The sequence below is a fragment of the Rhizobium sp. A37_96 genome, assembly GCF_053521765.1.
In genome coordinates this window covers 860,708-882,823 of record NZ_JBNWDS010000002.1, presented here as the reverse complement: position 1 = coordinate 882,823, position 22,116 = coordinate 860,708, and the positions used below count along the sequence as shown (strand labels likewise).

The 22,116-nt window shown below is 63.5% G+C and carries 18 protein-coding genes; 5 read left to right on the top strand and 13 right to left on the bottom strand.

Annotated elements, in window-relative coordinates; all coding sequences use genetic code 11:
• Window positions 1-29 precede the first annotated feature (29 nt).
• Window positions 30-2,162, top strand: coding sequence for a methylmalonyl-CoA mutase (gene scpA / locus ACQZ6J_RS10730; RefSeq protein WP_449083897.1), 2,133 nt, complete (start codon window positions 30-32; stop codon window positions 2,160-2,162).
• Window positions 2,163-2,191: 29 nt separating this feature from the next.
• Here the strand turns inward: scpA and ACQZ6J_RS10725 are convergent, their stop codons facing one another.
• The 4 genes from ACQZ6J_RS10725 to ACQZ6J_RS10710 form a co-directional block, all read right to left on the bottom strand.
• Window positions 2,192-3,178, bottom strand: coding sequence for an alpha/beta hydrolase family protein (locus tag ACQZ6J_RS10725; RefSeq protein WP_163991552.1), 987 nt, complete (start codon window positions 3,176-3,178; stop codon window positions 2,192-2,194).
• An 89-nt stretch (window positions 3,179-3,267) separates the two neighbouring features.
• Window positions 3,268-4,905 carry a cisplatin damage response ATP-dependent DNA ligase gene (locus ACQZ6J_RS10720; RefSeq protein ID WP_449083895.1) on the bottom strand — a complete coding sequence of 546 codons (1,638 nt, stop codon included), beginning with the start codon at window positions 4,903-4,905 and terminating at the stop codon, window positions 3,268-3,270.
• Window positions 4,905-5,915 (bottom strand): ligase-associated DNA damage response exonuclease, encoded by a 1,011-nt coding sequence (locus ACQZ6J_RS10715; RefSeq protein WP_449083893.1) that lies wholly within the window; start codon window positions 5,913-5,915, stop codon window positions 4,905-4,907. The genes ACQZ6J_RS10720 and ACQZ6J_RS10715 overlap by 1 nt, the downstream gene beginning before the upstream one ends.
• Before the next feature lie 29 nt (window positions 5,916-5,944).
• Entirely contained in the window at window positions 5,945-6,715 is a 771-nt protein-coding gene (locus ACQZ6J_RS10710; protein ID WP_449083891.1) for a carbon-nitrogen hydrolase family protein, read from the bottom strand.
• A 208-nt stretch (window positions 6,716-6,923) separates the two neighbouring features.
• Between ACQZ6J_RS10710 and ACQZ6J_RS10705 the strand changes: the two genes are divergently transcribed.
• A complete protein-coding gene (locus ACQZ6J_RS10705) occupies window positions 6,924-8,294 on the top strand; it encodes a TIGR03808 family TAT-translocated repetitive protein (protein ID WP_449083889.1) in 1,371 nt (456 codons plus the stop codon).
• Here ACQZ6J_RS10705 and ACQZ6J_RS10700 read toward each other — a convergent pair.
• The 7 genes from ACQZ6J_RS10700 to ACQZ6J_RS10670 form a co-directional block, all read right to left on the bottom strand.
• The gene (locus ACQZ6J_RS10700) at window positions 8,291-9,079 is read right to left on the bottom strand and encodes a crotonase/enoyl-CoA hydratase family protein (protein ID WP_449083887.1); all 789 of its coding nucleotides are present in this window, start codon (window positions 9,077-9,079) and stop codon (window positions 8,291-8,293) included. The genes ACQZ6J_RS10705 and ACQZ6J_RS10700 overlap by 4 nt on opposite strands.
• Window positions 9,076-9,945 carry a hydroxymethylglutaryl-CoA lyase gene (locus ACQZ6J_RS10695; protein WP_449083885.1) on the bottom strand — a complete coding sequence of 290 codons (870 nt, stop codon included), beginning with the start codon at window positions 9,943-9,945 and terminating at the stop codon, window positions 9,076-9,078. Before ACQZ6J_RS10695 ends, ACQZ6J_RS10700 begins: the two co-directional genes overlap by 4 nt.
• Window positions 9,942-11,930 (bottom strand): acetyl/propionyl/methylcrotonyl-CoA carboxylase subunit alpha, encoded by a 1,989-nt coding sequence (locus ACQZ6J_RS10690; protein WP_449083883.1) that lies wholly within the window; start codon window positions 11,928-11,930, stop codon window positions 9,942-9,944. Before ACQZ6J_RS10690 ends, ACQZ6J_RS10695 begins: the two co-directional genes overlap by 4 nt.
• Before the next feature lie 9 nt (window positions 11,931-11,939).
• Complete coding sequence (locus tag ACQZ6J_RS10685) at window positions 11,940-12,323, bottom strand: RidA family protein (protein ID WP_163991568.1); 384 nt, start codon at window positions 12,321-12,323, stop codon at window positions 11,940-11,942.
• Window positions 12,324-12,333: 10 nt separating this feature from the next.
• Window positions 12,334-13,941: a carboxyl transferase domain-containing protein gene (locus ACQZ6J_RS10680; RefSeq protein ID WP_449083881.1), complete on the bottom strand. Its 1,608-nt coding sequence runs from the start codon at window positions 13,939-13,941 to the stop codon at window positions 12,334-12,336.
• A 34-nt stretch (window positions 13,942-13,975) separates the two neighbouring features.
• A complete protein-coding gene (locus tag ACQZ6J_RS10675; RefSeq protein WP_449083879.1) occupies window positions 13,976-15,139 on the bottom strand; it encodes an isovaleryl-CoA dehydrogenase in 1,164 nt (387 codons plus the stop codon).
• Window positions 15,140-15,225: 86 nt separating this feature from the next.
• Window positions 15,226-18,726 (bottom strand): indolepyruvate ferredoxin oxidoreductase family protein, encoded by a 3,501-nt coding sequence (locus ACQZ6J_RS10670; protein WP_449084167.1) that lies wholly within the window; start codon window positions 18,724-18,726, stop codon window positions 15,226-15,228.
• 429 nt (window positions 18,727-19,155) lie between these two features.
• Between ACQZ6J_RS10670 and ACQZ6J_RS10665 the strand changes: the two genes are divergently transcribed.
• Window positions 19,156-19,815, top strand: coding sequence for a glutathione S-transferase family protein (locus tag ACQZ6J_RS10665; RefSeq protein WP_449083877.1), 660 nt, complete (start codon window positions 19,156-19,158; stop codon window positions 19,813-19,815).
• A 6-nt stretch (window positions 19,816-19,821) separates the two neighbouring features.
• On the opposite strand, the gene ACQZ6J_RS10660 is transcribed toward ACQZ6J_RS10665, so the two are convergent.
• The gene (locus ACQZ6J_RS10660) at window positions 19,822-20,718 is read right to left on the bottom strand and encodes a LysR substrate-binding domain-containing protein (protein ID WP_449083875.1); all 897 of its coding nucleotides are present in this window, start codon (window positions 20,716-20,718) and stop codon (window positions 19,822-19,824) included.
• Window positions 20,719-20,867: 149 nt separating this feature from the next.
• Between ACQZ6J_RS10660 and ACQZ6J_RS10655 the strand changes: the two genes are divergently transcribed.
• On the top strand, window positions 20,868-21,053 hold the full coding sequence (locus tag ACQZ6J_RS10655; RefSeq protein ID WP_163991580.1) for a hypothetical protein: 186 nt from the start codon (window positions 20,868-20,870) through the stop codon (window positions 21,051-21,053).
• A gap of 25 nt (window positions 21,054-21,078) precedes the next feature.
• Window positions 21,079-21,435: an MmcQ/YjbR family DNA-binding protein gene (locus ACQZ6J_RS10650; protein ID WP_449083873.1), complete on the top strand. Its 357-nt coding sequence runs from the start codon at window positions 21,079-21,081 to the stop codon at window positions 21,433-21,435.
• Window positions 21,436-21,440: 5 nt separating this feature from the next.
• Here the strand turns inward: ACQZ6J_RS10650 and ACQZ6J_RS10645 are convergent, their stop codons facing one another.
• Window positions 21,441-22,061, bottom strand: coding sequence for a glutathione S-transferase family protein (locus ACQZ6J_RS10645; RefSeq protein ID WP_163991584.1), 621 nt, complete (start codon window positions 22,059-22,061; stop codon window positions 21,441-21,443).
• Window positions 22,062-22,116: the final 55 nt, after the last annotated feature.

Sequence of the window (22,116 nt, the reverse complement as noted above, 5' to 3'; positions counted from 1 at the left end):
AATGTCGCATTCGCGGAGGCATCGGCTCAATGACCCGTATCCCAAACTTCGCCACCATCCCCTGGACCAGACCGCAAGCAACATCGCCAACGACCGATGCCCCGGCCTGGGAGACCCCGGAAGGCATCAGCGTCAAGCGCAGCTACGATGAAAGCGACCTCAGCGGCCTGAACTTCCTCGATACCTATCCGGGCGCGGCGCCTTTCCTGCGCGGCCCCTACCCGACCATGTACGTCCAGCAGCCCTGGACCATCCGCCAGTATGCCGGCTTCTCCACGGCCGAGGAGTCCAACGCCTTCTACCGCCGCAATCTTGCGGCCGGGCAGAAGGGCCTTTCCGTTGCCTTCGATCTCGCCACCCACCGCGGCTATGACAGCGATCATCCGCGCGTCGCGGGCGATGTCGGCATGGCAGGGGTGGCGATCGATTCCATTCTCGACATGCGCCAGCTTTTCGACGGCATCCCGCTCGACGAGATGAGCGTGTCGATGACCATGAACGGCGCGGTGCTGCCGATCATGGCGCTCTATATCGTCGCGGCGGAGGAACAGGGCGTCTCCGAGGACAAGCTTTCCGGCACGATCCAGAACGACATTCTCAAGGAGTTCATGGTTCGCAACACCTATATCTATCCGCCGCAGCCCTCGATGCGGATCGTTTCGGACATTTTCAGCTATACCAGCCAGCGGATGCCGAAGTTCAACTCCATCTCGATCTCCGGCTACCACATGCAGGAGGCCGGCGCGACGGCGGACCTGGAGCTGGCCTATACGATCGCCGACGGCATAGAATATGCGCGGGCCGGCGTCGCCGCCGGGCTCGATATCGACAGCTTCGCGCCCCGCCTCTCCTTCTTCTGGGCCGTCGGCATGAACTTCTTCATGGAAGTCGCCAAGATGCGCGCGGGACGGCTGATCTGGGCCGCGCTGATGCAGAAGAACTTCGCGCCGAAGGACCAGAAATCCCTCGCGCTCCGGACGCACAGCCAGACCTCCGGCTGGTCGTTGACGGCGCAGGACCCGATGAACAACATCATCCGCACCATGGTCGAGGCGATGGCGGCGACGCAGGGGCACACCCAGTCGCTCCACACCAACTCCTTCGACGAAGCGCTGGCTCTGCCGACCGACCATTCCGCCCGCATTGCCCGCAACACGCAGATCCTGCTGCAGAAGGAATCGGGCACGACCGGCATCATCGACCCTTGGGGCGGCTCGGCCTATGTCGAGCGGCTGACCCATGATCTCGCAGCCCGCGCCCTTGCCCATATCGAGGAGGTCGAGGCGCTCGGCGGCATGGCGAAGGCGATCGAAAAAGGCATTCCGAAACTTCGGATCGAGGAAGCGGCCGCGCGCACGCAAGCGCGCATCGACAGCGGCCACCAGACCGTCGTCGGCATCAATTTTTCCAAGCCGGAAAAGGATATCGAAGTCGATGTGCTGAAGGTCGATAATTCCGAGGTGCGCGCCCGGCAGCTCTCCAAGCTTCAGCAGCTGAAAGGCACGCGCGAGACCGCAGCGGTGGAGAGCGCATTGGATGCGCTGACCGATGCCGCGCGAAACGGCACCGGCAACCTGCTCGATTTTGCGGTCAAGGCGGCGAGAGCCAGAGCCACCGTCGGCGAAATCTCGCTGGCGCTGGAAAAGGCCTATGGCCGTCATGTCGCCGAGATCAGGACCATTTCGGGCGTCTACCGCAAGGAAGTCGGCTCCCATGATCCGGTCTTCAATGCGGCAGTGGCCAAGGTGGAGGAGTTCCGCAGGGCACGGGGCGAGAAGCCGCGCATCCTCATCGCCAAGATGGGTCAGGACGGGCACGATCGCGGCCAGAAGGTCATCGCCACGGCCTTTGCCGATCTCGGTTTCGATGTCGTGGTCGGCGCCATGTTCCAGACTCCGGAGGAAGTGGCCGATGTCGCCGTGCGCGAGGGCGTGGATATCGTCGGCGCCTCGTCGCTTGCCGCTGGTCATCTGACGCTGGTGCCGGAACTGAAGGCTGCGCTTGCGCGCCGCCATGCCGGCAAGGTGCTGATCGCCGTCGGCGGCGTCATTCCGCCCCAGGATTTCGCGGCACTGGAAGCAGCCGGCGCGGACGCGATCTTCCCGCCCGGAACCGTGATCGCGGAAGCGGCGGCAGCGCTTATCGACAGGCTCATGGCCTAGAACTGTTTAAAGCGGTTTCCGAAACCGCTTTAAACAGCCACGCTTCTGAAGAACTCGATGCTTTGCTCGATTTCACCCGGCAGAGCCGAATTATGGCTGCCCGGCACCGTCGCCATTTCCATCTTCACGCCGGCGGCTGTCGCCCGTTTCGAGAGAAGCGCCAGGCGCGAATCGAAATGAGCTTCCTCGGTGCCATGAAACAATTTTACCGGGCTTTTGAAGCTGTGCGCGTAGCAGAGCGGCGAGCGCATCTGGAATTCGCGCGGGTTTCTGGTGTTGAAGCGGATATCCTGCGGATAGCGGCCGAAGAAGGCATAGGCATCCGGATTGCCCGATATCGGCACGACCGCGCGGAACCGCTTCGTCGACATGGCGGCCAGCATGGCCAGCGTGCCGCCGATGCTGTGCCCGGCGAGGAACATGCGATGCGGATCGACGCCCGGCAGGTGCCGCAGCCGGTTTGATGCAGCGAGCACATCGGCGACTTCATCGTAAAAGCCGGAGAAATTGCCCTTCTGGCCATTCTCGCCGCGCATGGATGGGATCATGACGACATAGCCCGCATCGATATAGGGCTTCATCAGCTGCCAATGCCCCTGGCCGATGGCGTTGCCGCCATGCAGGAAAAGCACCGCCGGCTTCGGCTTGGCCGAGCGCGTGTACCGAGAAACCCAGGCGACGAGCTCCAGTTCGCCACCGAGGCCGCTGCGATAGAAAAGCTGGTCGGCCGTCGATGGCGTGACCAAGGGTTCGTAGATGTCGGGAGCCGGCCCCTTGCTCAACAGGTCGGTCCGAAACACATGGCGCTCATTGGCATAGTCGCCCGCAAGCTGCGGCGGCGCATCCGCAGCCTTTTCATCGCTGCGGGCGATCTCACCCTTGCTCTCGCCGGGTTTGCTCCCGGCCGTGCTGTCATCGGCCGCCCTGACGATACCGGGCGCAAAAAGCGAGACGGCGAGGCCAGCAAGAACGCCGCGGCGATTGGGACGAAATACGTTGTCGTCAGACATGGTCATGGGCTCTGTCCAAATATCCCGGCGCAGCACAAATCTGCACGGGTCGAAAGGCAAGGCCAACTCACATTGTGGTGAGGAATCGCCTTGTGCTATTCATCGACAGCGGGAGCCTTTGCGTCAATCAGCGCAATCAAACTTTCCAGCCGATCCGCCTCATAAGGCGGCTTATCCGGCCGCAGCCGCGCAATGCGCGGAAAACGCATTGCGACGCCCGATTTGTGGCGCGTGGAACGGTTGATCCCTTCAAAGGCCACTTCAAGCACGAAGCCGAAATCGCGATCGGCGCGTACGGCCCGAACCGGGCCGAAGCGATCGACCGTGTTGTTGCGCACGAACTTGTCGAGCACTTCCAGCTCGGCGTCGGTGAAGCCGAAATAGGCCTTGCCGACAGGCACGAGCTGCTCGCCTTCCGGCGTCGTCGCCCAGACGCCGAAGGTGAAATCGGAATAGTAGCTGGAGCGCTTGCCGTGGCCGCGCTGCGCATACATCAGCACGGCATCGACATTATACGGATCCCGTTTCCACTTGAACCAGGGGCCTTTGGCGCGGCCGGCAAGGTAGGCGCTGTCCCGGCGCTTTATCATCACGCCTTCGATCACCGGATCTGGCGGCGCGGTGCGCAGCCGGTCCAGCTCCTCCCAGGAGGAAAAATCGACGAGCGGCGAGAGATCGAAGCGATCATGTGGTGCGGCTTCGACAATCTCCGTCAGCCGTTCGCGCCGATCGAGGAAGCTGCGGGCGCGCACGTCCTCCGCCCCATCGAACAGGAGATCGTAGGCGCGAATGAAAGCCGGGAACTCGTCCAGCATTTTTGAGGTGACGGTCTTGCGGTTGAGACGTTGCTGCAGATCGGAAAAGCTGCGCGTCGGGCTGTTGGAACGCACGGTGCCGCCGACCAGCAGCTCGCCATCCATGACGCCCTCGAAACTCATCGCATCCACGATATCGGGGAAAGCTCCGGAGATATCGTCGCCGGAGCGCGAATAGAGCTTGCTCGTGTCGCCCGCGCGCGAAAGCTGGACGCGAATGCCATCCCATTTCCACTCGGCGGCGAAATCGCTGGGGTCGAGCCCGTCGAGATCGCCCGGCTCGACCGGATTGGCGAGCATGACGGAATGGAAGATCGCCGGTGTCGCCAGTATCGGCCGCTCGTCCTTGCCCTCAAGCCAGCGAAACAGGCTCTCATAGGGCGGCTGCAACCCATGCCACAGCGTTTCGATTTCGGTCACGTCCTTGCCGCCAAGCTCGGCCAGCGCCTGCTTGGCGAGGCGGGCCGAGACGCCGATGCGCAACGCGCCGGTCGCAAGCTTCAGGAAGGCGAAACGTCCCGACGTATCGAGCCGGTCGAGCAGATCGCGGACGAAGCTGCGCACCTCGGTCCTTCCCAGCGCGTTCATGCGGCGCACGACGTCGCCGAGCTTCGGCTGCTCGCCGGCGGGGCGCTCGATATCGCTCTCCTTGTCCCAGACAAGCGAGATCGTCTCCGCGAGGTCGCCGACATAATCGTAGGAATAGCGGAACAGCACCTCGTCCATGCGCTCGAGAACGAGCTCGCGCAGCATGGCAGGCTTGACGTTGCGCACCTCGAGCGTGCCGGCGATGGCGGCCAGGCCATAGCCTCGGTCGGGGTCGGGCGTGTCGCGGAAATAGTCGGTCAGCAGCTTCAGCTTGCCGTTGCGGCTCGGCGTCAGCACCAGGCGGTCGAGAAGGTCGGCAAAGGCTTTCATCAATCGCCCTCGTCTTCGTAGCCGATGAGATGAAGCGGCTTGGCGGCGATGCCCTGCAGCTCGCACCAGCGCACCAGCGCCTCCTCGCGGCCGTGCGTGACCCAGACCTCGCCCGGCTTCAGATCGGAGATCGTCTCGGTCAGCTCCGGCCAGTCGCAATGGTCCGATATGACCAGCGGCAGCTCGACGCCGAGCTGCTTGGCGCGCTGGCGCACCATCATCCAGCCGGAAGCAAAGGCCGGCAGCGGCTCGTGAAACCGTCTTGCCCAGCGGTCCTGAAACGCGGAGGGCGGGCCGACGACGACAGCGCCCTGAAAGATGGTTTGATCCTTGCTCTCGATGGTGGCCGGCCGCAACTCGCCAAGCGCGATGCCTTGACTGACATAGTAGTCGCACAGCGTTTCCAGCGCGCCGTGAATATAGATCGGCCGGTCGTAGCCGGCATCGCGCAGCAGCCGGATGACGCGCTGCGCCTTGCCGAGCGCGTAGGCGCCGATCAGGTGCGTTCGCTCGGGAAACTGGCGAAGCGAGGCCAGGAGCTTGCGCGTCTCGGCCATGGGATCGGGATGATGGAACACCGGCAGGCCGAACGTGGCCTCGGTGATGAAAACATCGCAGGGCACCGGCACATAGGCCGCACAGGTCGGGTCCGGCCGGCGCTTGTAGTCGCCGGAAACGACGATGCGCAGGCCATCCTTCTCCACCGCGATCTGCGCCGAGCCGAGGACATGGCCGGCGGGGTGGAACTGCACCTTGACGCCGTTGATCGTCACCGGCTCGCCAAAGGCAACCGCCTGTTCGGAGCCTGCAAAGCCATCGCCATAACGGATACGCATGATGTCGAGCGTCTGGCGCGTCGCGAGCACATGGGCATGGCCGGAGCGGGCGTGATCGGAATGGCCATGCGTGACCAACGCCCACTCGACCGGCTGCACGGGGTCGATATAAAAGCCACCGATCGGGCAGAACAGTCCCTCAGGCGCTGGATAAAGCAGTTGGTCCGGTCTCATGACTCATGAGGATAGCGCGATTTGCACGATTAGGTAGCGATGACAGCAGCTTTTTGATCGAATCCGCGCTCGGGTTGCCGATCGGGGAGGTCGAAGACGAGGACATCCTCGCTATGCGGCTTCGCCTTGGCGACGACAACGCCGTTGGGATCGACAATGGCGCTGCTGCCATAGCTGAACCAGCCGTCGTCGTTGCTGCCGACGACATCCGCAGCCATGACCCAGCATCCCGTATGCCTGGCGCATATCTGCAGGCCCGATATGCCCGGCCGATGCCACTTTTCCGCCTTGTGGGGCCGGAGCATCAGGTTGATGGGGTTGCAGATGAGGCCGGCTCCCTTGCGAGCCAGGCGACGCGCCGTGTAGGGATATCTAAGATCGCCGCAGATATTGATGCCGAAGCGCCACCGGCCCTCCTCCCAGACGGGAAAATCCTTCCCCGGCGTACAGCCGCTTTCCAGCGGGTGGGCCTTGGCATAGGCCCCCATCACGCGGCCTGCCTTGGCGACGACGGCGCTGTTGTAGAGCGCGGCGCCCCTTCGCTCGAACAGGCCGACGATGACAGTCGTTCTTCCCGCCGCGAAGCGAGCGACAAGGGCATTCAAGCCGGGATCGTCGAGGGAAAGCGCGCGGCGCCTGGCGATGGCCTCGTTATAGCTGTGCCCCTGCAGATAGCATTCCGGAAAAAGGGCAAGATCGATGCCTTGTGCTTCAGCCCAGGCAAGATCGCGCGCCAAAACCTCGGCCGCCTGTTCGGCGGCATCGAAAAGTGCCAGACGTTGAAAGGCTGCGATCCGCATGTGGCAGCGGTAACACGCGTGGCGAGTCGCCCCTAGAGTGAACCTACCGGGCGGACGACGTCGCATGTGCCGGATTGGTCAATGAAATGCAAAGAGCCTGGCTCTGGTGGCCGGCCGCGAGCGGGCAGACGGCAACCTCCTGTACCAAAGCGGGACAGATCGGCGTGGCACGATTTCTGCTTGGCGGGTGATGTTCCAGGAGTTCGCAATGATCCAACGCCGTGCCTTCATCGCTTCCATCGCCGCCTCGGCTGCGGCCGGCCTGCTTGCGCCGCGTGTTTTTGCAGCACCACTCGCCAAGATGACCGGTGTCGAGCTGCGGGGGCCGATCGACGCCATTGCGCTGAAGACGACGCCGGGCGCGAGCGACTTCAGGAGCGGCAAGCTGCAGGCAATGATCGACAATGCGGCGCGCACAAATATTCCGCTCTTCCTGCCGCCCGGCACCTACAACATTTCCAATCTGACGCTGCCCGACAATACGCGCATTACCGGCGTTCCCGGTGCCTCGCGGCTCGTCTACAGCGGTGACGGTCATCTGATGAACGCCGACAAGGCCCGGCGCATCGAGCTTTCCGGCCTCATCCTCGACGGCGGCAATCGCTGGCTCGCCGACTATGCCGGCGGCCTGCTGCAATTCACCGGCGTCGACGAGGTGCTGATCGACAATTGCGAAATCGCCGGCAGCCGCAAGCACGCGCTGCAGCTGGAGCGCTGCGGCGGCCGGATCGAGCGCAGCCGCATCTCGGGTGCTGCGGAAGCCGGCATCTATTCCGTCCAATCAACCGGATTGGCGGTGAGCGACAACCGCGTCGAGGATTGCGGCAATGGCGGCATCCTCATCCACCGCTGGGACAAAGCCGAGGATGGCAGCAGCGTCATCAACAACCGCATTGCCCGCATCGGCGCCAATGGCGGCGGCACCGGCCAGAACGGCAACGGCATCAACGTCTTCCGCGCCGATGGCGTCACGGTCTCGGGCAATCATGTTGCCGATTGCGCCTTCACCGCCATCCGCGCCAACTCGGCATCGAACGTGCAGATCTCGAACAACCAATGCCTGCGTTCCGGCGAAACCGCGATCTACTGCGAATTCGAGTTCGTCGGCGCGACGATCAGCAACAATCTGGTCGACGGAGCCGCCAATGGCATCGCCATCACCAATTTCGACAAGGGCGGAAGGCTCGCCTCAGTGACGGGGAACGTCATCCGCAACCTGTCGCTGACAGCGCCTTATGCGCAGGACGGCGGCTTTGGCATCGGCATCTCGGCGGAAGCCGATACACTGATTTCAGACAATGTCATCGAGAACGCGCCGCTCTGGGGGCTAAGGCTCGGCTGGGGCCAGTATCTCCGCAACGTCGTCGCAACCGGCAATATCGTCAGGCACGCCGGCATCGGCTGCGTCGTTTCGGTGGCGGACGGCGCCGGCTCGGCCGTGATTGCCGGCAACCTCTTTCAGGAGATGGAGCAAGGCGCGATCATGGGCTTTCGCTGGGACAAGCCCGCCTCCGGCGAACTGGTCAAGGGGAACACGCAGTTCCCGCAATTGACCGTCGAAAACAACAGGCTCGTTTAGGCCGATCGCCAGTTCGGCTGCCGCTTTTCGAAGAAGGCGGTGACGCCCTCCCTCGCCTCTTCGGTCTCCCACGCATCCGCCAATTGCTCGACGACATGATCTATCATGTCGTCGGTGATCGGCCTGCCGACAGAGCGCGCCAAGGCCTTGGCGCGAGCCGCGGCCTGCGGAGAGGCCGCCATGAAATGGCGAACCTCGGCCTCCACGGCTTCATCCAATGCGTCCTCGGCAACGACCCGCGACAGGAGACCGGCGGCATGCGCCTGCCAGGCATCGATGATCTTGCCGGAGAGAAACAGCGGGCGGGCGTTCGTCTCACCGATGCGGGCGACGACATAGGGGCTGATAGTGGCCGGGATGATGCCGAGACGCACCTCCGTCAGGCCGAAACGGGCCGTCGATGCCGATATCACCATGTCGCAGACGCTGAGGATGCCGATGCCGCCGCCGAAGGCATTGCCATGGACGCGGGCGACCAGCGGCTTCGGCAGCTCGTTCAGCGCCTTGAACAGCATGGCGAGCCGGCGTGCCTCGGCCATGCGCCCGGCACGCGTGGCGTCGAACTGCGCGCGCATCCAGCCGAGATCGCCGCCGGCGCAAAAACTGGGGCCCTCGCCGGTCAGCACGACGACGCGAACCGTCTTGTCGTGAGCGAGATCATGCGTTGCCGCCGTCAAGTCATCGATCATCCCGGCCGACAAAGCATTATGCTTTTCGGAGCGCGCCAGCGTGAGGTGGGCAACACCGCGTTCATCGGTGGCGACACGGATCGTTTGCGATATCATGGGGCACTCCTGAGGCTGCGGGCAAAGGCGGCGGCGCGGGCGAGCTTGTCCTTGTCGAGGCCGGTGTCGTAACCCCTCGCCGACAGATAGTCGTGAACCGAAACGGTATCGACATTGCCCTTGGCCCCAGGGGCGAAGGGACAACCGCCGAGACCGCCGGCGGCGGCATCGAACACCCGCAGGCCGCGCTCCAGGGCGATGGCGATATTCTCGAGCGCGCGGCCGGACGTATCGTGAAAATGGCCGGCAAGCACTGTCGCGGGGAGTTCGCCCAGGACTGCGGCGAGCATCCGGTCGACGGCCTCGGGCGAACCTCTGCCGATCGTGTCGCCGAGGCTGATCTCGTAGCAGCCGAGCGCCCGCAATTGCCACGCGACGTTGACGACATTTTGCGGCGGCACCGCGCCTTCATAGGGGCATTCGACGACGCAGCTGACGTAACCGCGCAATGGCAGACCGCGTTCGCGGCTGGCGGCGGCGACCGGCCGGAAGCGCTCGATGCTCTCGGCGATCGAGCAGTTGATGTTGCGCATGGAGAAGGTTTCGGACGCCGAAGCGAAGATCGCCACTTCATCGGCCCCGGCCGCAAGCGCGGCCTCGAACCCCTGCATATTCGGCGCCAGCGCCGTGTAACGGACGCCTGAACGCCGCTTTATTCCGGCCATGACCGCGGCCGCATCGGCAAGCTGCGGCACCCATTTCGGACTGACGAAGCTGGTGACCTCGATGCGCTCGAAACCGCAGTCGGACAGCAGGTCCACCAGCTCGATCTTGCGCGCGGTATCGACCGGCTGCTTCTCGTTCTGCAGGCCGTCGCGCGGCGCCATCTCGACGATGGTAACGCGGCTGGAAGGCTTGTCGGTCATGCCGCATCCTCCGGCCGAAGCGACAGAAGCACGGCGCTCTCGCTGGTCTGGTCGCCCTCGCCGACATGCAGGCTTTCCACGATGCCGTCGCGAGCCGCCGTCAGCGTCAACTCCATCTTCATGGCCTCCATGACGATCAGCGCCTGACCCTTGGTCACCGTATCCCCCTCATGCACGCGCACGATCTTGACGAGACCCGGCATCGGCGCAATCACGCGGTCGCCGCCGCTGGCTGTTTCCTCGCCGCCGTCGAGCGGATCGAGGCGGTGGAAATGATGCGTCTGCCCATCGAGAAACAGGGTGACGCCTGACGATGTTTCGAAGATATCGACACGCGACTGCCTGCCATCGATCTCGACGCGCCGGGAAACGCCCTCACCCGCAAGCAGCCGGACAGGAATAGCGCGATCATCGAAGGCGACGCTGAAAAGCGCCCGATCCCCGGCAGTCACCCGGCAGCTCCTCTGGCCACCGGCAAAATGCAGCGTGACGGGGCGGCTTGCCTCACCCCAAAGCTGCCAGGCGCCGAGCGAGAGCCATGGGTCGTTGCCGGTGTTTCGAACAAACCCGCCCGCCTCGACAATCGCGGCGATGGCAAGGGCGGCATCGTCGGGCTGTTGCGCTGCGGTCAGCGCCTCCACGTCCCGGTCGATCAACCCCGTGTCCGGATGGCCGGTCGCGAAATCCGGCTGGCGGCTGAGCCGGATGAGGAAATCGAGATTGGTGATGGTTCCCGCGACCTGCGTCTGTTCCAGACCGCGCGTGAGGCCGGCAAGGGCAGCCGCGCGATCCGGCGCATGCACGGTCAGCTTGGCGATCAGCGGATCGTAATGCGGGGTGATGGTATCGCCCTCGCGCACGCCTGAATCGATGCGGACATCGCCTTCGGGAAAGCGAAGGTGGGAAAGTGTGCCGGTTGCCGGCAGGAAGCCGCGCGACGGGTCTTCGGCATAGATACGGGCTTCGAAGGCCCAGCCGTTTATGGTGAGTTCGTCCTGCGTCTTAGGCAACGGCTCGCCACTGGCGACGCGCAATTGCCATTCGACCAGATCGACGCCGGCAATCGCCTCGGTGACGGGGTGCTCGACCTGCAGGCGGGTATTCATTTCCATGAAGAAGAAGCGATCCGGCGACAGACCTTCGGAAACATCGGCGATGAACTCGACCGTGCCGGCGCCGCGATAATCGATGGCGTGGGCGGCGCGGACGGCTGCCTCGCCCATGGCGCTGCGCATCTCCTCCGTCATGCCGGGCGCCGGCGCCTCCTCGATCACCTTCTGGTGCCGGCGCTGCAGCGAGCAATCGCGCTCGAAGAGATGCACGGCATTGCCTTGGCTGTCGCCGAAGACCTGGATCTCGATGTGGCGCGGCTTGACCAGATATTTCTCGATCAGCACCGCATCGTCGCCAAATGCGGATTTCGCCTCGCGCTTTGCCGCCTCCAGCGAGGCCTCGAAATCCTCCGGCCGATCGACGCGGCGCATGCCCTTGCCGCCGCCGCCGGCGCGCGCCTTGATGAGAACCGGAAAGCCTATATCGGCTGCTTGCCCGCCCAGAAAGCCCGGCTCCTGCCCGTCACCGTGATAACCGGGAACGACTGGCACGCCGGCACGCTCCATCAGCGCCTTGGCGGCATCCTTGAGCCCCATGGCGCGGATGGAGGCCGGTGACGGGCCGATGAAGACCAGGCCAGCAGCCTCGACCGCTTCGGCGAAGTGAGCATTTTCCGAAAGAAAGCCGTAGCCGGGATGAATGGCTTCGGCGCCCGTCCGCTCAGCGGCAGCGATGATCTTCTCCTTCGAAAGATAGCTTTCGCTTGCAGCCGCCGTGCCAATGTGGACGGCCTCGTCGGCCAGCGCCACATGCAGGGAATCCCTGTCGGCGTCGGAATAGACGGCGACCGTGCGGATGCCCAGGCGCCTTGCCGTCCGGATGACCCGGCAGGCGATTTCCCCGCGATTGGCGATCAGTATCTTCGAAAACATCGGCGGATCCTATTGCGCGGCGATAACCTCGACCTCAAGCAGCCAGGCGGTATCGAAAATGCCCGCGATCACGACAGTCATGGCCGGCGTGAGCGGGCCAAGATACTCGGCGCGGATCTCGCGGTTTTCCATCGTGTGGCGGCGGTCGGCGAGAAAGGTGGTGACTTTGACGATATCGTCCTTCGTCATCCCGGCCGCCTTGAGCTGGGCGTCGATGTTGTGCCAGACCTGCCGGGCCTGCGCCTGAAAACCTTCAGGCAAGGCGTCGTCAACATCGGTCGGTATCTGGCCGCTGACGAAGAGCAAGCGCTCGAAACTCTCGAGTTTTACCGCCTGCGCATAGCCGCCGCGGGGTTGCGGCGCATTCTTGGCATTGATGGCATCGCGTTTCATCTCCATCTCCTCACATCCTGAAAAGACCGAAGCGTGTGTCTTCGATCGGCGCGTTGAGTGCTGCTGAAAGCGACAGAGCCAGCACGTCGCGGCTCTTGCGCGGGTCGATGATGCCGTCGTCCCAAAGACGGGCCGAGGCATAGAGCGGATGGCTCTGGGTTTCGAACATCTTGAGGGTCGGCGCCTTGAAGGCGGCCTCCTCCTCTTTCGTCCAGGGCTTGCCGGCACGCGCCAGCGCCTCGCTCCGCACGGTGGCGAGCACGCCCGCCGCCTGCTCCCCGCCCATGACCGAGATGCGGCTGTTGGGCCATGTCCAGAGGAAGCGCGGCGAATAGGCACGGCCGGCCATGCCGTAGTTGCCGGCGCCGAAGGAGCCGCCGATCAGCATGGTGATCTTCGGGACCTTGGTCGTGGCAACGGCCGTCACCAGCTTGGCGCCGTTCTTGGCGATGCCCTCCGTCTCGTATTTGCGCCCGACCATGAAGCCAGTGATGTTCTGCAGGAAAACGAGCGGGATCTTGCGCTGCGAGCAGAGCTCGACGAAATGCGCGCCCTTCAGCGCCGACTCCGAGAAAAGCACGCCGTTGTTGGCGATGATCCCTACCGGAATGCCGTGGATATGGGCGAAGCCGCAGACCAGCGTCGTGCCGTAACGGGCCTTGAATTCGTCGAAGCGCGAGCCATCCACCGTGCGGGCGATGACCTCGCGCACGTCATAGGGCGTGCGCAGATCGGAAGGGACGATGCCGAGGATTTCTTCGGGGTCGTAGAGTGGCGGTTCAGGCGAACGAAGCTCGACGCTTTCGGGCTTGCGGCGGTTGAGGTTGGCGACCGCCTGCCGGGCGAGCGCAAGCGCATGGGCATCGTCGCGCGCCAGATGATCGGCAACGCCGGAAAGCCGCGTATGGACGTCGCCGCCGCCGAGATCCTCGGCCGAGACCACTTCGCCTGTTGCCGCCTTGACCAGCGGCGGTCCGGCAAGAAAGATCGTCCCCTGTTTGTCGACGATGATGGTCTCGTCCGACATGGCGGGCACGTAGGCGCCGCCTGCCGTACAGGAGCCCATGACAACGGCGATCTGCGGGATGCCGGCCGCCGACATGTTTGCCTGATTGTAGAAGATGCGGCCGAAATGATCGCGGTCCGGAAAGACCTCGTCCTGGTTCGGCAGGTTGGCGCCGCCGGAATCGACGAGATAGATGCAGGGGAGATTGTTTTCCGCCGCAATCTCCTGCGCCCGCAGATGCTTCTTCACCGTGATCGGATAGTAGGTGCCGCCTTTGACCGTGGCGTCGTTGCAGACGATCATGCAATCGCGGCCGGAGACGCGGCCGATACCGGCGATTAGCCCGGCACCGGGCGCATCGCCGCCATAGAGGCCATGAGCGGCCGTCGTCCCGATCTCGAGAAACGGCGTGGCCGGATCGATCAATCCCGCAACACGATCGCGCGGCAACATCTTGCCTCGGCCGACATGGCGCTCGCGCGCCTGGGCGCCGCCGCCTTCCGCCGCCTGCGCCACCGCCGCCTCGGCCACGCCGATCGCCTCGAGAAGCGCGGCGCGGTTGTCCCGGAAGCGATCCGTATGCGTCGATATCTCTGATTTCAGGACGGTCATGCGCTTCACCGGTTGATGGGAATGGGGTTCGAAATCAGGCCGTCTCGCCGAACAGCTCGCGGCCGATCAGCATACGCCGGATTTCGGACGTGCCGGCACCGATTTCGTAGAGCTTGGCATCGCGCAACAGCCGGCCGGCCGGATAATCGTTGGTATAGCCGTTGCCGCCGAGCGCCTGGATGCATTCCAGCGCCAGCGCCGTCGCCTTCTCGGCGGAATAGAGAATGCAGCCGGCGGCGTCCTTGCGCGTGGTCTCGCCGCGATCGCAGGCGGCTGCGACCGCATAGACATAGGCGCGGGCCGCATTCATGGTGACGTACATATCGGCAAGCTTGCCCTGCATGAGCTGGAACTCGCCGATCGACTGGCCGAACTGCTTGCGCTCATGCATATAGGGCAGCACCACATCCATGCAGGCGGCCATAATGCCGACGGGACCGCCCGACAGCACGACGCGCTCGTAGTCGAGACCCGACATCAGCACGCGGACGCCGCCATCGACCTGCCCGAGAACATTCTCCTCCGGCACTTCGCAATCGAGAAAGATCAGCTCCGAGGTGTTCGAGCCGCGCATGCCGAGCTTGTCGAGCTTCTGGCCGACGGAGAAGCCGGGGAAGCCCTTTTCCACCAGGAATGCGGTAATGCCGCGCGGGCCCGCATCGGGCGAAGTCTTGGCGTAGACGACGAGCACATCGGCATCCGGGCCGTTGGTGATCCACATCTTGCTGCCGTTCAGCACATAGTGACGGCCGCGCTTTTCAGCGTGCAGCTTCATGGACACGACATCGGAGCCGGCACCCGGCTCCGACATGGCCAATGCACCCACATGATCGCCCGATATCAGCTTCGGAAGATAGCGCTCCTTTTGCGCCGTCGTGCCGTTGCGGTGGATCTGGTTGACACAGAGGTTGGAATGGGCGCCGTAACTCAGGCCGACGGAAGCCGACGCGCGGCTGATCTCCTCCATCGCGATCGTATGGGCGAGATAGCCGAGGCCGGGACCGCCATAGGCATCGTCGACGGTGATGCCGAGCAGGCCGAGATCGCCCATCTCCTTCCAGAGATGCATCGGGAAACTGTTGTTGCGATCGATCTCGTCGGCAAACGGTGCGATGCGACGATCGGCAAAACGACGCACCTGCTCGCGCAATGCGTCGATGTCCTCGCCCAGCGCGAAGTTCAGTCCCCCTTCAAACATGCGGCTTCTCCTCCCGACCTTTCCGAACGCGCGATCTTCTCGAACGTATGTCTCGTTGTCCCCGCTTCAAGTTCCGGCCACAGCCGTCATGCGGCGTCTGCCGGGACATGCTCTTTTTGCTGCGGCATCTCGTAGATCTTCAGCTTGTCGAGAATCCGGACCATGATCTTCCGGGCAGCCTCCTCCTTGACCGGGCCGAAGCCTCTTATCTCATCGAACAATGAGAGGATGGCAAGAGCTTCCGCCTCATTGTCGTGGCGCAGGCCGGCGAGCACGCGCTCGGCTATCCCTTCATATTCGGCAATCAGGCGACGTTCCAGGCGGCGCTCCGTCATATAGCCGAAGGGATCGAGAGCAGTCCCGCGCAGCCGCTTCATCGGCGCAAGGGCGCGCAGCAACGGCAGGATCCAGGCACCGAATTCACGCTTCTTCGGCCGGCCGTTCGGATCCTTGCCGCCGAGGATCGGCGGGGCAAGATTGAGGGCCAGCTTGAAATCGCCTTCCATCTCCCCGCGCAGATGCGCCTCGAAAGCCGGATCCGTCAAAAGGCGGGCGACCTCGTACTCGTCCTTGTAGGCCAGAACCCGCGCATAGGTGACGCCGACGGCGAAGGGGATCTTGTCCGAAAGCCGTTCCCGTGCGGCCAGCGCGTGGGCGTGAGCCACAAAAGCGGCATAGCGCTCGGCGAGCGCCGCATTCTGGTAGGCGGTCAGATGCGCCTTGCGATGCTTGACGAGCTCATCGAGGCTCATATCCACCAGAGTCTTGCCGGCATCCGGCTCGGCCATCAAGGCATGCACGGCCTGCGGATCATGCGCCAGAAGCCTGCCCCAATGGAAAGCGGACAGGCTCGCCTTGACGGCAACACCGTTAAGCTCGATCGCCTTTTCGATCGCTTCGAGAGAGAGCGGCAGCAGGCCGCGCTGCCAGGCAAAGCCGGTCAGCAGGATGTTGGTCGATATGGCGTCACCGGTCACCTCGGTCGCGACATGGTTGAAATCGAGGAAGACGGACTTGTCGCTCACGGTCTTGGCGATCGTGTGCTGGATCGATCCGGCCTTGAAATCGAAATCGCGGTTGCGGACGAAATCGGCAACCGGCATCAGGCCGGTGTTGACGATGGCCGTTGTCCGCGTCGAGGAGCAGAGCGTGATCGCGTCCTTGGAGGCACCGACCACCTCATCCGCCGCAAACAGCAGATCCGCACCGCCATTGACGATGCGCGACGAGGTGACGTCGGCCTCATTGTGACCGATGCGCAGATGGCTCATGACCGCTCCGCCCTTCTGGGCGAGGCCGGCCATGTCGAGGATCATCGGCACCTTGCCGTCGAGATGCGCGGCCATGCCGAGGATGGCGCCGATGGTCAGGATGCCGGTGCCGCCGACGCCGGCTATCGCGATATTCCAGGGCCGGTCGCCGATGACGGGGATTTCGGGCATCGGCACTTCGACATCGGCGTGCTCAAGCGCCTTGCGCTTGCGTCGCTTGCCGCCATGAACCGTAACGAAGGACGGGCAGAAGCCTTTGACGCAGGAAAAATCCTTGTTGCAGCTCGACTGGTTGATCTGGCGCTTGCGGCCGAACTCTGTTTCCAGCGGCTCGACCGAGATGCAGTTGGATTGCACCGAGCAATCGCCGCAGCCTTCGCAGACGGCCGGGTTGATGAAGACACGCTTCGCGGGGTCCTCCATCAGACCGCGGCTCCGGCGGCGGCGCTTCTCGGCGGCACAGGTCTGGACGTAAACGATCGCCGAGCAGCCCTCGGTCTCGCGCAACGTCAACATCACCTGATCGATATGGTCGCGATGCAGGACCTTGACGCCGGGCGCCAGCTCGGAAGCGCGATAGGCATCCGGATTGTCCGACAGCAGGTAGATCGGCTTGACGCCTTCGTCGTGCAGCTGCTTCGTCACCAGCTGCGGCGTCAGGTAGCCGTCGATCTGCTGGCCGCCGGTCATGGCGACGGCATCGTTGTAAAGCAGCTTGTAGGTAACGTTGACCTTGGAGGCGACGGACTGGCGGATGGCGAGAATGCCGGAATGGAAATAGGTGCCGTCACCCAAGTTGACGAACATGTGCTTTTCGTCGGTGTAGCGGGCGATCGCCGTCCAGGGCACTCCCTCGCCGCCCATCTGGGTGAAGGTCTCGGTGTTGCGGTCCATCCAGGTGACCATGTAATGGCAGCCGATGCCGGCGATGGCGCGGCTGCCTTCGGGAACGCGGGTGGAGGTGTTGTGCGGACAGCCTGAGCAGAAGAACGGCGTGCGGTTCAGCGGCGCGACATGGCTGCGGCTGATCTGGCCGCGCTCGGCGAGATAGGCGAGCTTGGCGGCGATGCGGTCATGCAGGCCCTGATCCAGATCGAGCTTGACGATGCGTCCGGCGATCGCTCTCGCGACCGCGCCGACGGTCAGCGCCGCCGAGAGGCTGAGATAGGGCTTGTCGTGCTCGTCGAACTTGCCGACGATGCGCGGGCGGACATCGGCCCGCCAGTTGAACAGCTGCTGCTTGATCTGGTTTTCGATGATCTCGCGCCGCTCCTCGACGACAAGAACCTCGTCCAGCCCTTCTGAAAAGTGCCGGACGGCTTCCGGCTCCAGCGGCCAGGGCATACGCACCTTGAGGATACGCATGCCGATGGCGGCCATTTCCCGCGGTCCGATCTCCAGCTCGCGCAACGCCTGCAGCACATCCTCATAGGCCTTGCCTGACGAGATGATACCGAAGCGCGCATTGGGCACGTCATGGGTGACTTCGTCGACGCGATTGGCGCGGGCGAAGGCGATGGCGGCATAGGCCTTGTAGGTCTGCAGGCGATCGTCCTGCACCAGGGGCGGATCGGGCCACCGCAGGTTCAGGCCGCCGGGAGGCAATTCGAAGTCGGTCGGCAAGACAAATTGGCGTCTCTCGCCCGACAGGTCGACCGCTGCCGTCGTCTCGACGGTATCGGCGATGAATTTCATACCGACCCAGCAGCCGGAATAGCGCGACATGGCGATGCCGAGCAGGCCGTATTCAAGGAATTCGTGGATGGACGAGGGATAGATGACCGGGATGACCGCCGACATGAAATCGTGGTCGGTCTGGTGCGGGATGGTGGAAGATTTGGCGGAATGGTCGTCGCCGGCGAAACAGAGCACGCCGCCGTGTTTGGACGTGCCGGCCGCATTGCCGTGCTTCAGCACGTCGCCGGAGCGGTCGACGCCGGGACCCTTGCCGTACCAGATGCCGAGCACCCCGTCCTTGCGGGCGCCGGGCGATAGACCGACCTGCTGCGAGCCCCAGACGGCGGTGGCGGCGAGGTCCTCATTGATCCCAGGCTGGAAAGTGACGTCATGGGCGTCGAGGTAAGTCTGCGCTTTCAGAAGCTGCTGGTCGTAGCCGCCAAGCGGCGAGCCGCGATAACCGGAAATGAAGGCTGCCGTATTGAGACCGGCGGCGCGGTCACGCCGCATCTGGGTCATGGGCAGCCGCACCAGCGTCTGCAGGCCGGTCATGAAAACGCGGCCTTCCTCTGCGGTATATTTGTCGTCTAGCGATACGCTGGTCGCAAGCATCTGCTCTCCTCCCGAGATCGCAGTCACCAATTGCGCAAATGCATTTTCGCCGAAAGCCTCCTACCGCTTCCGATGAAAACCACACCAGAACTCTAACATGCGTCGGCGCTAATTTCCGAACGAAGGCGGCCTGCGCACAGCATGATTTGCAAAGATTTCGGGCGGCCTGCGGATATTTCGTGCTCGCCGCTAGCGTCAGCCATCCGCCCTCGCCCTACGAGACGGCCCTGCGGGGCCCCTCAGGGTGAGGGCTAACCGCCGCCGTTGATCTCGAAGCCCTCTCCAATCCTCATGGTGAGGTGCCTTGCCGGCGAAGCGGCAGGGCCTCGAACCACGAGGGTTGGCCCGGCGGCCCACCGCGCATCAAAAGCTTTGATCGCAGATATCGGTGCAAGCCCCTTCCTTTCGCCAATACCCGCCAATAACCTCGCGCGACTCAAAACCTTGGAGACCCATATGCTGACGATCTACGGCGTCTATCGCTCGCGCGCATCGCGCAATTACTGGATGGCGGAGGAACTCGGCATCGCGTTCAAGTCCGTGCCGGTCATCCAGGCCGGGCGGCTCGCCAATCCGCTGGCCGCCGGCGCACAGATCAACACGATGTCGCCGGAGTTTCTGGCGATCAATCCGATGGGCATGATCCCCTGCATCAAGGATGGCGATCTCATCATGCATGAATCGCTTGCCATCAACCTTTATCTCGCGCGCAAATATGGCGGCCCGCTTGCCGGCAGGACGGTGGAGGAGGAAGGGCTGATGTCGATGTGGACCATGTGGGCCGCGACCGAGGTCGAGCCGCACAGCGTCGCAATCGTCCGCATCTATGACAATGCCAAGGAGAATACCGAGCCCGGCAAGGCCGGGATCGCGGTTGCCTGCCGCTCGCTGAAGAAGCCGCTCGACGTGCTGGAGAAGCACCTGCGAGATCAGGATTATCTCGTGGGGAACCGCTTCACCGCCGCGGATCTCAACCTCGCCGAAGTGCTGCGCTACGCCCAGACCGAGCAGGAGCTCTTCGACGCCCGCCCGAAGATGAAAGTCTGGATCGAGCGCTGCCAGTCGCGCGATGCCTACAAGGCCATGCAGGCAACCCGCGGCAAGGAGGCAGCCTGACGGCACCTATTGGAAGAGGCGGATGCTCTCTTCCATTTCCTCGCGGATCCAGGCCTTGAAAGCGGTCACCTTCTTCGGCTCGCGCATTCCTTCTGCCGTGACGAAGTAGTGGCCGAAGCCCGTTCTGGCGCGGATGCCGAAGGGATCGACAAGGCATTTCTGCTCCAGAGCATAGGCGGCCAGCGTCTGCCAGGCGAGCATCACGCCCTGCCCCGCCATGGCCGCATCGAGGCAGAGCGACGCGTCGTTGAAGATGTGCCGCTCCTCCATGCGATGGCCCGACAGGCCGGCCTCGTGCAGCCATAGCTCCCAGCTGAACATCGCATGTCCGTCGATGACGGCGGGAATTTTCAAGAGATCGGCGGGCTCGCGAAGCGTCGCGGCGATCTGGGGCGTGACGACTGGGAAAACCTCCTGCGCCAGCAGTAGCTCCGACTTGACGTCAGGCCACTGGCCGCTGCCGACCCGAATGCCGATATCGACATCCGACGTCGCCGGATTGATCAGGCGCGTGGTGGCATCGATGCGCAGACGGATATCCGGATGGCGGCTGGCAAAGCGGTCGAGCCGATACACCAGCCAGCGGGCGGCGAAAACCGGCGCAACCGAGATGGTGAGGATATTCTCGTCCTTGTGCTGCGCGAGGGAGATTGCCGCCGAAAGCGCCTGAAAGCCTTCGCCGAGCCTTGCCAACACCGCCATGCCCGATGCCGTGGCCGTCATGCCTTTGGACGTGCGCTCGAAAAGCGGACGGCCAAGCTGCGCTTCCGCCTTGATGACCTGCTGGCTGACTGCGCCGACGGTCACGCCGAGTTCGTCGGCCGCTGCCTGCAGCGAACCGAGCCGACCGACCGCCTCAAGGGCACGAAGACCGTTCAGATGAACGTTATTGAGGTTTCTCATATAGAATATCTATATCAGCATCTCGGCATTCTCAATTGAACGAAGTGAGAATAAGCGCGATTGTTGCAGCATAGAATTGCGAAATGCCGCTATCCCGCCGGCTAATGCCCTCATGGTTGCATCGATGCGGGACGCCAAGGAGGCATGCCATGTCGATCTTGAAGTTTTTCTTCAGTCACCCGCTGGAAGGGGATGGCGAACAGGAAGGCGATCCGCTGCAGCATCCCATGCTTGCAGCCATGTCGCTGGAAGAACTGGCCGATCTGCCGCTGATGCCGGAAAATCTGGGGCGGCCTATGGACAAGCGCGCCATTCAGCCGGAAGAATGCGCGTAGGAGAGATCTGACCCCACTCGCGCGCATGACATCGAACGTCGATATGGACGCCATCGCGGAACGACTGCAGCGGCTGATAACTCAAGCCGGGCTGCCGGGCGTGGAGCCTGGCGCGCATTATGGCCTGCCGGCCTTCAAAGTCGGCGGCAAAGCCTTCGTGACGGTGAAGAATAACGAGACCATCGTCTTGTCCTTGCCGGTCGACCGGAAGGAACAGCTCATCGAAATGGCGCCGGACATCTATTTCCAGACGGATCACTATGTCGGCTGGCCTTCCCTGCCCCTGCGCATCACCGCAATCGGTGACGAGGAACTGGAACGGCGTCTTATCGAGGCGTGGCGATACCGCGCCCCGAAGAAGCTTCAGGCAACTTTCTGCTGAGGCGATCAGCCCTCGTCGATGGCAAGCGCCGTCTGCACGGCCGGGCGCTCGAGCATGCGCGCATAGTGGGCGCTTACCTTCGCGAACTGGTCGCGATCGACATTGTCTCCCGGCAACCACTTTGCCATGGTGAAGAGATAGCAGTCCGCGACGGTATATTGCTCTCCCATCACCCAGGGGCCTTTCAGCAGCTTGTCCTCGAGCAAGGCGAAGCTTTCAGTCATGGTTTGCGGCACCTTGGCCTTCATCGTCTCGATGGCGGCGGCATCGTCGGTCCAGCGGGTGCCACGTCCCTTGTGCGCATGGTTCACATGGACCGTCGACGAGAGATAGCTGTTGAAGGCCTGCATCTGCCCGAATTCGAAGGGATCGTCGAGCGGCGCCAGCTTGGCGGCGGGCGCGATTTGGGCGATGTAAGCCAGGATCGCGATATTCTCCGTAAGGACGCCCTTGTCGGTTACCAGTGCCGGAACGCGCCCCTTGGGGTTGATGGCCAGATAATCAGGCTGGCGCTGATCGCCGTTGGCAAGAATGAGGCGGCGGTGCTCAAAGGCGAGACCCGACTCCTGCAAGGCAATCAGACTGGCGAGCGCGCAGCTTCCGGGTGCGTAATAGAATGTCAGCATATTCCATTCCTCGATTGGATTCCTGGGAAAGCTAACGGTAACCCGATCAATACGG

What these genes read in the sequence shown, in the direction of transcription:
- scpA (WP_449083897.1), top strand. Translation starts at nt 30, where the DNA reads ATGACCCGTATCCCAAACTTCGCCACCATCCCCTGGACCAGACCGCAA.
- ACQZ6J_RS10715 (WP_449083893.1), bottom strand. Translation starts at nt 5,915, where the DNA reads ATGAGACCGGACCAACTGCTTTATCCAGCGCCTGAGGGACTGTTCTGC.
- ACQZ6J_RS10655 (WP_163991580.1), top strand. Translation starts at nt 20,868, where the DNA reads ATGTCGATCTTGAAGTTTTTCTTCAGTCACCCGCTGGAAGGGGATGGC.
- ACQZ6J_RS10725 (WP_163991552.1), bottom strand. Translation starts at nt 3,178, where the DNA reads ATGACCATGTCTGACGACAACGTATTTCGTCCCAATCGCCGCGGCGTT.
- ACQZ6J_RS10660 (WP_449083875.1), bottom strand. Translation starts at nt 20,718, where the DNA reads ATGAGAAACCTCAATAACGTTCATCTGAACGGTCTTCGTGCCCTTGAG.
- ACQZ6J_RS10690 (WP_449083883.1), bottom strand. Translation starts at nt 11,930, where the DNA reads ATGTTTTCGAAGATACTGATCGCCAATCGCGGGGAAATCGCCTGCCGG.
- ACQZ6J_RS10685 (WP_163991568.1), bottom strand. Translation starts at nt 12,323, where the DNA reads ATGAAACGCGATGCCATCAATGCCAAGAATGCGCCGCAACCCCGCGGC.
- ACQZ6J_RS10710 (WP_449083891.1), bottom strand. Translation starts at nt 6,715, where the DNA reads ATGCGGATCGCAGCCTTTCAACGTCTGGCACTTTTCGATGCCGCCGAA.
- ACQZ6J_RS10665 (WP_449083877.1), top strand. Translation starts at nt 19,156, where the DNA reads ATGCTGACGATCTACGGCGTCTATCGCTCGCGCGCATCGCGCAATTAC.
- ACQZ6J_RS10645 (WP_163991584.1), bottom strand. Translation starts at nt 22,061, where the DNA reads ATGCTGACATTCTATTACGCACCCGGAAGCTGCGCGCTCGCCAGTCTG.
- ACQZ6J_RS10720 (WP_449083895.1), bottom strand. Translation starts at nt 4,905, where the DNA reads ATGAAAGCCTTTGCCGACCTTCTCGACCGCCTGGTGCTGACGCCGAGC.
- ACQZ6J_RS10700 (WP_449083887.1), bottom strand. Translation starts at nt 9,079, where the DNA reads ATGATATCGCAAACGATCCGTGTCGCCACCGATGAACGCGGTGTTGCC.
- ACQZ6J_RS10680 (WP_449083881.1), bottom strand. Translation starts at nt 13,941, where the DNA reads ATGACCGTCCTGAAATCAGAGATATCGACGCATACGGATCGCTTCCGG.
- ACQZ6J_RS10695 (WP_449083885.1), bottom strand. Translation starts at nt 9,945, where the DNA reads ATGACCGACAAGCCTTCCAGCCGCGTTACCATCGTCGAGATGGCGCCG.
- ACQZ6J_RS10675 (WP_449083879.1), bottom strand. Translation starts at nt 15,139, where the DNA reads ATGTTTGAAGGGGGACTGAACTTCGCGCTGGGCGAGGACATCGACGCA.
- ACQZ6J_RS10650 (WP_449083873.1), top strand. Translation starts at nt 21,079, where the DNA reads ATGACATCGAACGTCGATATGGACGCCATCGCGGAACGACTGCAGCGG.
- ACQZ6J_RS10705 (WP_449083889.1), top strand. Translation starts at nt 6,924, where the DNA reads ATGATCCAACGCCGTGCCTTCATCGCTTCCATCGCCGCCTCGGCTGCG.